The sequence below is a fragment of the Elioraea sp. genome, from assembly GCF_051860475.1.
GTDB lineage: Bacteria > Pseudomonadota > Alphaproteobacteria > Acetobacterales > Acetobacteraceae > Elioraea.
In genome coordinates, this window is record NZ_JBHYDW010000136.1 from 1 (window position 1) to 11,844 (window position 11,844).

General features: G+C 70.4%; 10 protein-coding genes. 7 read left to right on the forward strand and 3 right to left on the reverse strand.

Translation table 11 applies throughout. From position 1 onward, the window contains the following. A partial coding sequence (locus ACTIFU_RS18945; protein ID WP_439579880.1) for an acyl-CoA dehydrogenase family protein occupies window positions 1-282 on the reverse strand: 282 nt, incomplete at its 3' end. A 36-nt stretch (window positions 283-318) separates the two neighbouring features. Further along, window positions 319-1,089, reverse strand: coding sequence for a DUF533 domain-containing protein (locus ACTIFU_RS18950; RefSeq protein WP_439579881.1), 771 nt, complete (start codon window positions 1,087-1,089; stop codon window positions 319-321). A 160-nt stretch (window positions 1,090-1,249) separates the two neighbouring features. Between ACTIFU_RS18950 and ACTIFU_RS18955 the strand changes: the two genes are divergently transcribed. From ACTIFU_RS18955 to ACTIFU_RS18985, 7 genes are all read left to right on the forward strand, one after another. Then, the gene (locus ACTIFU_RS18955; RefSeq protein ID WP_439579882.1) at window positions 1,250-2,893 is read left to right on the forward strand and encodes an EAL domain-containing protein; all 1,644 of its coding nucleotides are present in this window, start codon (window positions 1,250-1,252) and stop codon (window positions 2,891-2,893) included. 100 nt (window positions 2,894-2,993) lie between these two features. Further along, window positions 2,994-4,385 carry an amidase gene (locus ACTIFU_RS18960; RefSeq protein ID WP_439579883.1) on the forward strand — a complete coding sequence of 464 codons (1,392 nt, stop codon included), beginning with the start codon at window positions 2,994-2,996 and terminating at the stop codon, window positions 4,383-4,385. 219 nt (window positions 4,386-4,604) lie between these two features. Then, window positions 4,605-6,128 carry an ABC transporter substrate-binding protein gene (locus ACTIFU_RS18965; RefSeq protein WP_439579884.1) on the forward strand — a complete coding sequence of 508 codons (1,524 nt, stop codon included), beginning with the start codon at window positions 4,605-4,607 and terminating at the stop codon, window positions 6,126-6,128. A gap of 95 nt (window positions 6,129-6,223) precedes the next feature. Further along, the gene (locus tag ACTIFU_RS18970; RefSeq protein WP_439579885.1) at window positions 6,224-7,141 is read left to right on the forward strand and encodes an ABC transporter permease; all 918 of its coding nucleotides are present in this window, start codon (window positions 6,224-6,226) and stop codon (window positions 7,139-7,141) included. A gap of 10 nt (window positions 7,142-7,151) precedes the next feature. Continuing rightward, on the forward strand, window positions 7,152-8,111 hold the full coding sequence (locus ACTIFU_RS18975; protein ID WP_439579886.1) for an ABC transporter permease: 960 nt from the start codon (window positions 7,152-7,154) through the stop codon (window positions 8,109-8,111). After that, the gene (locus tag ACTIFU_RS18980) at window positions 8,108-9,112 is read left to right on the forward strand and encodes an ABC transporter ATP-binding protein (protein ID WP_439579887.1); all 1,005 of its coding nucleotides are present in this window, start codon (window positions 8,108-8,110) and stop codon (window positions 9,110-9,112) included. Before ACTIFU_RS18975 ends, ACTIFU_RS18980 begins: the two co-directional genes overlap by 4 nt. After that, a complete protein-coding gene (locus ACTIFU_RS18985; RefSeq protein ID WP_439579888.1) occupies window positions 9,109-10,092 on the forward strand; it encodes an ABC transporter ATP-binding protein in 984 nt (327 codons plus the stop codon). Before ACTIFU_RS18980 ends, ACTIFU_RS18985 begins: the two co-directional genes overlap by 4 nt. 175 nt (window positions 10,093-10,267) lie before the next feature. Here ACTIFU_RS18985 and ettA read toward each other — a convergent pair. Further along, a partial coding sequence (gene ettA / locus ACTIFU_RS18990) for an energy-dependent translational throttle protein EttA (protein WP_439579889.1) occupies window positions 10,268-11,844 on the reverse strand: 1,577 nt, incomplete at its 5' end.

The window sequence follows — 11,844 nt, forward strand, 5'->3', positions numbered from 1 at the left end:
GACCGCGCCCATGTTGGCCTCGACGCAGATCCGCCCCGCGACCGCGCAGCGTTTCGCCATCGCCTCGATCAGCAGCACCGCGTCCATGTAGGTGGCGCCCTGCCCGCCATAGGCGCGCGGGATCGTCATGCCGAGGAAGCCGGCCGCCTTCAGATCGGCAACATGCTCCCACGGATAGTCCTCGGTCCGGTCGATCGCGGCCGCACGCGGCGCGATCCGCTCATCCGCCAACCGCGCGGCGCGCTCGAACAGGGCGGTCTCGGCCTCGGTCAGTCCGTGCATGAGCATCCTCCGTCTCGGCCAAATCTAGCGCGGCGCTCAGCCGGCGGCGAGGCGGCGCTCGATCGCCGCGACCGTCGCGGCGGCGAGCCCGGTGCGCCGCGCGAGCTCGGCAAGCCAGGCGCGCTCAGGCTCGGTGGCCGCACCGACCGCGATCGTGCAGGCGGCATAGACCTGCGCGGCCAGCACCGGATCGGTGATCTCGGCCGCGAGCGTGTCGAGCGAGGCGGGGGCTGCGAACTCCTTCAGCACCAGCTCGCGCGCCTCATCGTCCAGCCCCGCCTGGTCGAGCTGGCCCGCGATCGCGGCCCGCTCCTCGGCATCGATCACGCCGTCGGCGCGGGCGGCGGCGATCATGGCGCGGATGATCAGCAGCGCCTCGCGATCTTCGGCGCCGACCGGCTCGGCCGGCGCCGGCGGTGGCGCGGCCGGCGTGGCGGTTCCCCAGGGGCTCGGCTTGGCGATCACTGGATATGGCACCGGTACCGGACCGCCGCTCGGGGGAGCGGTGGGCCTGCGCGGCGCGGGAGCGCGGGGCGCGGGCGCGCTGGTCTGCGCCAGCGCCTCGGCGGCGAGGCGGGCAAGCGCGGCGAGCGCCGAGTCCGTCCGGCGCGATCCGCCGATCCGCACATCGATCAGTGGCGCGGGTTTGGCCGCGCGTTTCGGCGCGGGCTTGGCGGTGCGTTTCGGCGCGGGCTTGGCGGTGCGTTTCGGCGCGGCCTTGGTCGCCGCGCGGGTGGCGCGGCGCGGCTGGCGGGGTGGGGCGAGCACCCCGCCAAGCAGCGCACCCAGCAATCGCCTGGCATCCATGCTCACCCTCCCTCGCAGATCACGTCCTTATGAGCGACCGCGCAGCCTCGTGCCAAGCGGCAGCACGCGGCGAAGCCAGAGCCGACAGGGTTCGCGTGTGCGGGGGGTTTAAGGGTTCATTCAGCCGCATCGGGTCTTCTGTGCGCGAGGTGCGACCCGCATGAACGTCTCTGCCGCCGCCAGGCCCGTCATCGGGTCCCACGACGCTCCATCCGCTCCGCTGCGGCTGGACACGCGCGAACGTCTGCTCGCGTTCGCTTTCGCCGCCGCCGACCTGCTGGTCGAGGTGGACGAGGGCGGGACGATCACGTTCGCCGCGGGTGCCTTTCCCTCGCGTTTCGGCCATGCGCCGTCCGAGGCGGTCGGCCTGCCGGTCGAGCGGCTGATCGCGCCCGAGGACCGGGCGGCAATGCAGGCAGGGCTCGCGCATCTGGCGCTGCGCGGCCGGCTGAGGCCGGTCGCCCTGCGACTTGCGGACCGTGACCGCAGCGCCTGCGCCTTCGCCGGCCTCGCGACGGGCAGCGAGGGGCTGCGCTACTGCCTGACCTTCGGCCCCATGCCCGCTCCGCTGCCCGAGACCGGCCGACGCGTGACCGACTCCGAGAGCTTCGGCCGGGTGGCCGAGGCACGCCTGCGCGATGCCGCCACGGGGGGCGCGCCGGCCCGGCTTGCGCTGCTGGAGGTCGAGGGGCTGGCCGAGGTCTCGGTGATGCTGGGGCGCGAATCGCGCGAGGCGCTGCTCGACCGGATCAGCACCACGATCGCCAATGCCGCGCCCGCCGGCACCCAGTCCGAGCTTGGCGCCGGCCGCTGGGCGCTGGTGCACGGCGGCGAGGCGAATGTCGAGGCGGTCTGCCGCGCGGTCGAGAACCTGCTCCGCGAGCGCGCGCCAGCGACCTCCGCGCCGCGTGTGCACGGCACCGAGCTGCGCCTGGCCGCGCCCGGGTTCAGCACCGTCCAGCAGGTGCGCGCGCTGAGATTGGCGCTCGACCGCTTCGCCGCCGGGGGCCGGGCAGGGCTTGCCGCCGCGGGGCTGTCGAAGGGGATCGCGGGCTTCCTCACCACCCTGGCCGCCCAGGCGGAGTCGCTGCGCGGGCGGCTGAAGCGGCGCGGCTTCCGCCTCGCGTTCCAGCCGATCGTCACGATCGCGGACCGACGCCCGCACCATTTCGAGGCGCTGATCCGCCCGCACGGCGCGACCGACGCGAACGAGACGCCACAGTCCTTCGTCACCCTGATCGAGGCGGCGGGGCTGTCGGCCGAGCTCGACCTCGCGGTGACCTCGGTGGCCACGGACTCGGTGCTGGCGACCAAGGCCTCTACGGTTGCGGTGAACGTCTCGGCGATGTCGCTCGAGGATGCGGCGTTCCGCGCCTCGCTCGAACAGACGCTCGATGCGGCACCGGAACTGAAGGGACGGCTGCTATTCGAGGTCACGGAGACCGCCGAGGTCGTGGACGTGGCGACAGCGCGCGCAACGATCGACGCGCTGCGCGCGCGCGGCTACGGCGTGTGCATCGACGATTTCGGCGCCGGTGCCGCCTCGCTGCGCTATCTCAAGCTGTTCGAGGTCGATTTCGTCAAGATCGACGGGGCGTATGTGCGCGGCGCCGAGACCAGCGACCGCGACCGCGAGCTGCTCGGCCAGATGGTCGATCTCTGCCGCGCCGTCGAGGCGCGCGTGATCGCCGAGCAGATCGAGACCGAGGCGCAGGCGAGCATGGTCTCGGGCCTCGGCATTGAGCTCGCCCAAGGCCACCTGTTCGGCAAACCGGGCCACTTGCCAGGACTTGTCGGGCGCTGACGCGCCGCGCGCCCGTTCCGATGCGGCAGGCCTGAGCCGCCCTGGACTCGCTCTCCCCTCTCCGGTTCACTCGCGGTGCGAGCGGGCAGGGAGGGCGTGGATGTCGGGCTATTCGCCGCGCAGGTTCAAGGCGCTGACGTTCCACGACGCGGCACCGCGCTTCGCTGGCGGCGCCGACAGCCCGCGCGCCTATCTTGAGCGCTGCCTCGAGACGATCGCCGAACGCGAGCCGGTGGTGCAGGCCTGGGTGGTGCTGAACGAGGCGGGAGCGCGCGCCGCCGCCGATGCCTCGACCGAGCGCTGGCGCGCGGGCCGTCCGCTCTCGCCGATCGACGGCATGCCGATCGGCATCAAGGACCTGCTCGAGACGCGCGACATGCCGACCGAGATGGGCTGCGCCGCGTTCCGCGGCAATTTCCCCAAGCGCGACAACGCGGCGGTGTGGGCGCTGCGCGAGGCCGGCGCGGTGATCCTCGGCAAGACCGTGACGACCGAGCTCGGCGCCTCGCATCCCGGGCCCACCACCAACCCCTTCGATTCCGCGCGCACGCCGGGCGGCTCGTCCTCCGGCTCGGCTGCGGCGGTGGCGGCGCGCATGGTGCCGGTGGCGATCGGCAGCCAGGTCGGCGGTTCGATCATCCGGCCCGCGAGCTATTGCGGCAATGTCGCGCTGAAGCCGACCCAGGGCGCGATCAACCGCGGTGAGCGCCAGGCGACCAGCATGAGCACGCACGGCCCACATGCCGGTTCGATCGAGGACATGTGGCTGGTGGCGATCGAGATCGCGCGCCGCGCCGGCGGCGATCCGGGCCGGCTCGCGCTCACGGGCCCCGATGCGCCGCCGCGTGCGCGCCGGCCGGAGCGGCTGATCGTGATGGAGACCGAGGCCTGGCGGAAGCTCGACGACGCTGCGCGCAGCGCGTTCGAGACGGTGGCGGAGCGGCTGCGCGCGGCTGGCGTGACGGTGCTGCGTCGCGGCGATCATCCCTGGATCGAGGCGTTCGAGCGCGCGATCGGCGACATGCTGGCGATGACGACGGCGATCACCAACTGGGAGAATCACTGGCTGCTGCGCAACCTGGTGGCGCAGAACCCGGAGAGCGTGAGCGCGCGCAGCCGGGCGCGGCTTGCGCAGGCGGAGCGGATGACGCCGCAGGACTACATGCTGCGGCTGATGGAGCGCGAGGAGGCGCGGCTTCGGTTCGCCGCGCTCGCCCCGCTGGCGGATGCGGTGATCTCGGTTGCCTCGCCCGGCCCGGCGCCGCTGTGGTCGGGCGACGTGCCGGGTCAGCCGCTCGCGCCGCGCCCGACCGGCGATGCTGTGTTCAACACGCCGAGTTCCGGCCTCGGCGCGCCGGTTGTCACGGTGCCGTTGACGGCGGTCGGCGGCATGCCGATGGGCATCCAGGTGATGGCGCAGCCGCACGCGGATGCGCAGGCCACCGCGATCGCGCGCTGGATGCTCGAGGCGATCGAGCCTGTCGAAGCCTGAGGTCATGGGTTCCAAGGGCCAATGGCCCTTGGCGGGGGTGAAGGGGGCAGAGCCCCCCTCGCACCGGGCGGAAACCGACGCGACGCTTGCGACCCCTCCCTCGCCACGATAGCGTGATTCCTACCAAACCGTGAGGTGGAGGCGGTCGGGAGCTCGCCCCCCTCGCACGGCCCGAAGTGGCCGGACAACGAAACAGGGACGTGCAGAGGAGACAGGGACGTGACCTACAAGAACGCGCTGCTTGCGGCCGGGACGGCCGTTGCGCTGGTGTTCGGTGCGACCGCCGCGATCGCGGGCAAGCAGAATGACAGGCTGGTGTTCCTGGCGGAGCGCGAGCCGCCGAGCTTCGACTTCTTCATGCAGTCGAACCGCGAGGGCGTGATCCTCAACCGGCACATCTGGGACGGGCTGGTGCGCGCCAATCCGACCACGGGCGAAGTCACGATGGGACTGGCCGAGTCGGTGCGCTACATCGACGCGACCACGATCCATGTGACGCTGCGCCAGGGCGTGAAGTTCCACAACGGCGATCCGATGACCGCCGAGGACGTCGCCTACACCTTCGCCTTCAACAACAACCCCGCGAACCGCACCGTCGGGCGCAGCCGCACCGACTGGGTGGAGCGGGTCGAGGTGATCGGGCCCTACGAACTGAAGCTGCATCTGCCGCGTCCCTTCCCGGCGGCGATGGAGTTCCTCAGTTCGAACGTGCCGATCTATCCGAAGGCGTATCATGAGCGCCTCGGCCCGGACGGGTTCTCCAAGGCGCCGGTCGGCACCGGACGGTATCGGGTCGAGCGCACCGAGATCGGCCGCGAGATCGGGCTCATCCGCAACGCCGACTACTGGGAGGGCGCGGACAAGGCCGGGCACATCAACCGCATCGTCATGCGCTTCGTGCCGGAGCGGAACACCCAGATCGCCGAACTGCTGGCCGGCAACGCGCATCTGATCTGGCAGGTGCCGGTGGCGCAGGCGCGCCGCCTCGATGGGCGCCGCGGGCTCCGCGTCGTGGTCGGCGACACGATGCGCTACGGCTATCTCCAGTTCGAGTCAGGGCTGCGGCCGAATGCCCGGCCCTCGCCGGTGCATGACCGCCGCGTGCGCCAGGCGATCGCGCATGCGGTCGATCGCGAGGCGATCGTGAGGAACATCATGGGCGGCGGGTCGGTGCTGCATCTGCCGTGCTACCCGTCGCAGTTCGGCTGCGAGGCGAAGGATGCGCCCACCTACGCCTTCGATCCGGCGAAGGCGAAGCAGCTCCTCGCCGAGGCCGGCTATCCGAACGGCTTCGAGATCGACTTCTACGGCTACCGCGACCGGCCGGTGGCCGAGGCGGTGCTCGGCTATCTGGCCAATGTCGGCATCACCGGGCGGCTGCAGTGGCTGCAGTACTCGGCACTGCGCGACCGCGTGCGCCAGGGCGAGATCGCGTTCAACTTCATGGCCTGGGGCTCGGGCTCGGTGAACGACGCCTCGGCGTCGGTGAGCTACTTCTTCAAGGGCGGGCCGGACGACACCACGCTCGATCCGCAGGTGGTCCAGGCGCTGACCGAGGCCGACTCCTCGGTCGATCCCGAGGTACGGCAGAGGGCCTATTCCAAGGCGCTCACCCGCATCATGCAGGAGGTGTACTGGGTGCCGATGATGTCCTACGCGTACTACTACGCGATGGCGGCCGATCTCGACTTCGAGCCGACGCCGGACGAGCTGACGCATCTCTATACCGCGCGCTGGCGGTGACCGACGCGGATCGTGACAGGATGTGAGCCGCCTCCTGCCGGCAGGGGAGCGTTCCCCGCCGGCAGGATGCGGTCGCACCGCTCGGGTTCCCGCTGATGCTGCGATTCACCCTGCGACGCTTCATCGTCGCCGCGCTGGTGGCATTCCTGGTCTCGCTCGTCGCGTTCACGACGCTGCGCATGACGGGCGACCTCGCGATCTCGCTCGCCGGCGCCGATGCCACGCCCGAGGACATCGCGACGCTCCGCCAGGCCTATGGGCTCGACCGGCCGCTCCTGCTGCAATACGCCGACTGGCTCGCCGGCGCGCTCGCGGGTGATTTCGGCCGCTCCTACTACTTCCCCTCCTCGGTCTGGGGCCTCATCGCCAACGCGCTGCCGGTGACGCTGACGCTCGCCACGCTCGGGCTCGCGATCTGCCTCGCGATCGGCATCCCGCTCGGCGTGGTCGCCGCGCTGCGGCCTGGTTCCTGGATCGATCGCTTCGCCATGACGACCGCGGTGATCGGCCAGGCGATCCCGAACTTCTGGTTCGGGCTGATGCTGATCGTGCTGTTCGGGCTGATGATCCCGATCCTGCCGATCAGCGGTGACGCGACCTGGGCGCATTTCGTGCTGCCGTCCTTCGTGCTCGGCTGGTCCTCGGCGCCGGCGGTGATGCGGCTGACGCGCTCGGGCATGCTGGAGGTGCTGTCCTCCGACTACATCCGCACGGCCTATGCGAAGGGGCTCGCGCCGCTGCGCGTGCTGTTCAAGCACGCGCTGCGCAACGCGGTGATCCCGGTGGTGGCGCTGGCGTCGGTGCAGTTCGGCAACATGCTCACCGGCTCGGTGGTCACCGAGACGGTGTTCGCGATGAACGGCGTGGGCTATCTCGCCTGGATCTCGATCAGCCGGCAGGACTTCCCGGTGGTGCAGGCGATCCTGCTGATGGGGGCGATGTTCTACGTCTGGCTCACCTTCGCCGCCGACCTGATCAACGCCTGGCTCGATCCGCGCATCCGGGTGGGTTGAGGAAGCCGCGATGGCCGCGCACAGCACCTCAGGCGCCGCGCCGCTGACATCGGGCCCCGTCCCGATCGTGCCGACCGACGATCCGCGACTCGATCCGGCGCGTGTGCTGGCGCGAGGCCCGGGCGCGCATGCGATGCGGCGGATCCTTGGCCATGGCGGCTTCATGCTCGCCGGCATCATCTTCGGCCTGATCGTGCTGATGGCGGTGTTCGCGCCGGTGCTGGCGCCGCACGACCCCTACATCCAGGATATCGGCAACCGCCTGATCCCGCCCGTGTGGCACGACGAGGGCAGCTGGACCAACCCGTTCGGCACCGACGCGATGGGGCGCGACTATCTCTCGCGCGTCATCTACGGCGCGCGCATCTCGCTCATCATCGGCGTCGCCACCGCGATCATCTCCGGCATCATCGGCTCCGCGCTCGGCATCACGGCGGGGTATTTCGGCGGCCGGATCGACATGGTGATCTCGCTGATCATCACCACGCGGCTGAGCCTGCCGGTGATCCTGGTTGCGCTCGCGGTGGTGGCGATCATCGGCGCGAGCCTGCACATCGTGATCGCCGTGCTGGGCCTTCTGCTGTGGGACCGGTTCGCGGTGGTGATGCGCAGTGCGACCATGCAGGCGCGCTCGCTCGACTACGTGGCGGCTGCGAGCGCGATCGGCGCCTCGACCCCGCGGATCATCGTCTCCGAGATCCTGCCCAACATCATGAACAACCTGATCGTGGTCGCGACCTTCGAGGTCGCCAACGCGATCCTGCTGGAAGCCGCGCTCTCCTTCCTCGGCCTCGGCGTGCAGCCGCCCACCCCCTCCTGGGGCCTGATGATCGCCGAGGGGCGCGACTATCTGCTGTTCGACCCGTGGGTGATCGTCATCCCCGGCATCGCGCTGTCGCTGCTGGTGCTGTCGGTGAACATGCTGGGCGACGGCCTGCGCGACATCACCGCGCCGGAGAACTGCAATTGAGCCGGCTGCTGGAAGTCGAGGACCTGACGGTCGACATCCCGCTCGGCGAAGGCGTGCTGCATCCCGTGCGCGGCATCTCGTTCGGGGTGGATCAGGGCGAGACGCTCTGCATCGTCGGCGAGTCCGGTTGCGGCAAGTCGCTCACCTCGCTCGCGGTGATGGGGCTGCTGCCGAGCCGCGCGATCCGCACCGCGCGGCGGCTGACGCTGGGCGACACCGACCTGCTCACCGCGTCGCCGCGGCTGATGGCGGACATCCGCGGCAACCGGATGGCGATGATCTTCCAGGAGCCGATGACGAGCCTCAATCCGGCGTACACGATCGGCAACCAGCTCGAGGAGGCGCTGCTCCAGCATCGCCCGGTGCCGCGCCAGGCGGCGCGCGAGCGCGCGGTGTATCTGCTCGAGAAGGTCGGCATCACGGCCGCCGCCTCGCGGCTCGGGCAGTATCCGCACCAGCTCTCGGGGGGCCTGCGCCAGCGCGTGATGATCGCGATGGCGCTGATGTGCGGCCCCGAGCTGATCATCGCCGACGAGCCCACCACCGCGCTCGACGTCACGATCCAGGCGCAGATCCTGCACCTGCTCGCGGATCTCCAGAAGGAGTTCCGCATGGGCATGATCCTGATCACGCACGATCTCGGCATCGTCGCGCGCGTGGCGCACCGGGTCTCGGTGATGTATGCGGGTCAGTTCGTTGAGCAGGGCAGCGTGCGCGAGATCTTCCGCAACCCGCTGCATCCCTACACCCGCGGCCTGCTCGACTGCATTCCCGTGCCGGGCAAGACCCCGCGTGGCAGCCATCTCGGCTCGATCCCCGGGATGGTGCCGTCGCTGGTGGGCGACCTGCACGGGTGCAGCTTCCGCGCGCGCTGCGGGTTCGCGCGCGCCAGCTGCGAGGCCGACATCGCGCTCAGGCCCCTGGGCGTGGAGCGCGCCTATCGCTGCATCCTCTCGCCCGAGGAGTCCGCGCGCGCCGCCGTGGCGGAGGCGGCCTCGTGAGTACCGCGCTGCTCGGTATGCGCGATGCCACCCGCCTGTTCACCGTGGGCGGCGGCATGCTGCAGCCGCGCCGGACCCTGCACGCGGTCAACGGGGTGACGCTCAGCCTGCACAAGGGGGAGGTGCTGGGCATCGTCGGCGAGTCCGGCTGCGGCAAGAGCACGCTCGCGCGCATGCTGCTTGGCCTGCTCGAACCCTCGGGCGGCGAGATCCTGTTCGACGGCAAGCCGCTCTACCAGATGGACCGGCTGGCACGCGCACGGCGCATCCAGCCGGTGTTCCAGGACCCCTACTCCTCGCTCAACCCGCGCAAGACCATCGCCGACATCATCAGCCTGCCGTTGCGCGTGCACGGCATCGGCACGGCGGAGGAGCGGACGGAGCGGCTCGCGCGGATCATGGAGAAGGTCGGGCTGTCGCCCGCCTACCTCGGCAACTATCCGAGCCAGCTCTCCGGCGGGCAGCGCCAGCGCGTGGCGATCGCGCGCGCGCTGATCATGCAGCCCGAGATCGTGATCTGCGACGAGCCGACCTCGGCGCTCGACGTCTCGGTGCAGTCGCAGATCCTCAACCTGCTGATCGACCTGCGCCAGGATTTCGGGCTGACCTACATCCTGATCAGCCACAACCTCGCGGTGGTCGAGCATATCGCGACGCGCGTGGCGGTGATGTATCTGGGACGGATCGTCGAGGAGGCCGACACCGAGACGCTGTTCCGCGATCCGCGCCACCCCTACACGCGCGCGCTGCTCGACTCCGTGCTGACACCGGAGCCGGAGCTTGGCGTGCCGGACGCGCAGCTCGGCATCGCGTTCCCGAACCCGCTGGAGCCGCCCTCGGGCTGCACCTTCCATCCGCGCTGCGTGCACGCGATGGACCAGTGCAGTCGCGTCGCACCGTGGCCGATTCCGCGCGAGGGCGGCGGCCACGTCGAGTGCCATCTCTACGATCCGGCGACCGTCCGCGAGGCGGCAGCGTAGCCGCGACCCGACCTCGTCGCTCTCGGATCGCAAGCAAACCGGCATTTCCTGACGAGACAGCAGGCGAGTGCCCGTCGCCGGCCCGGACGCAGCGATCCGGCAGATGACGAGACGCCATGGCCGACTCTCCCGCGCGCGACCGTCGTCAGCCGAGCCGGACCCCAGGAGGCACGGTCTAGACGCGCACGAGCGGCTTGTACTTGATCCGGTGCGGGTCAGTCGCGTGCTCGCCGAGGCGGCGCCGCTTGTCCTCCTCGTAGGCCTCGAAGTTGCCCTCGAACCACTCGACATGGCTGTCGCCCTCGAAGGCGAGGATGTGGGTGCAGAGCCGGTCGAGGAACCAGCGGTCGTGGCTGATCACCACCGCACAACCGGCGAAGTCCATCAGCGCCTCCTCGAGTGCCCGCAGCGTATCGACGTCGAGGTCGTTGGTCGGCTCGTCGAGCAGCAGCACGTTCGCCTCTGACTTCAGCATCTTCGCCAGGTGCACCCGGTTGCGCTCGCCGCCCGAGAGGATGCCGACCTTCTTCTGCTGGTCCGGCCCCTTGAAGTTGAACGCGCCGACGTAAGCGCGCGAGGGCACCTGGCGCTTGCCGAGATAGATCACGTCGGTGCCGCCGGAGATCTCCTCCCACACCGTCTTGTTCGCATCGAGCGCGTCGCGCGACTGGTCGACATAGCCGAGCTTCACCGTCTCGCCGATCTTGAGCGAGCCTGAATCCGGCGTCTCCTGGCCGATGATCATGCGGAACAGCGTCGTCTTGCCGGCACCGTTCGGGCCGATCACGCCGACGATGCCGCCTGGCGGCAGCTTGAAGGAGAGATCGTCGATCAGCAGCTGATCGCCGAACCCCTTCGAGAGATGCTCGGCCTCGATCACCGTGCCGCCGAGGCGGGGGCCAGACGGGATGACGATCTCGGCCACCCCGGCGACCTTCTCGTTCGAGGCCGCGAGCATCTCCTCGTAGCGCTGGATGCGCGCCTTGTTCTTCGCCTGGCGCGCGCGCGCGGACTGGCCGATCCACTCCTTCTCGGCGGCGAGCGCGCGCATCCGCGCGGTCTCCTCCTTCTCCTCCTGCTCCAGCCGCTTGCGCTTCTGGTCGAGCCACGCGGAGTAGTTGCCCTCGTACGGATAGCCGCGGCCACGCTCGATCTCGAGGATCCAGCCGGTGACGTTGTCGAGGAAGTAGCGGTCGTGGGTGACGATCATCACCGTGCCGGGATAGGTCCGCAGCGTCGTCTCGAGCCAGGCCACACTCTCGGCGTCGAGGTGGTTGGTCGGCTCGTCGAGCAGGAGGAGGTCGGGCTTCTCGAGCAGCAGCTTGCAGAGGGCGACGCGCCGCTTCTCGCCGCCCGAGAGATGCGTGACCGCGCTGTCGGCCGGCGGGCAGCGCAGCGCATCGAGCGCGATCTCGATCTGCCGGTCGATCTCCCAGCCATTCGCGGCGTCGATCACCTCCTGGAGTGTCGCCTGCTCGGCGAGCAGGGCGTTCATCTGCTCATCATCCATCGGCTCGGCGAAGGCGTTGGAGATCTCGTTGAACCGGTCGAGTGCCGCGACGACCTCGCCGAGCGCATCGCGCACGTTCTCGCCGACCGTCTTGGTGGGGTCGAGCTGGGGCTCCTGCGGCAGGTAGCCGACGCGCACGCCCTCGGCCGCCCAGGCCTCGCCGCCGAAATCCTTCTCGAGCCCGGCCATGATCCTGAGCAGGGTGGACTTGCCGGCGCCGTTGACGCCGAGCACGCCGATCT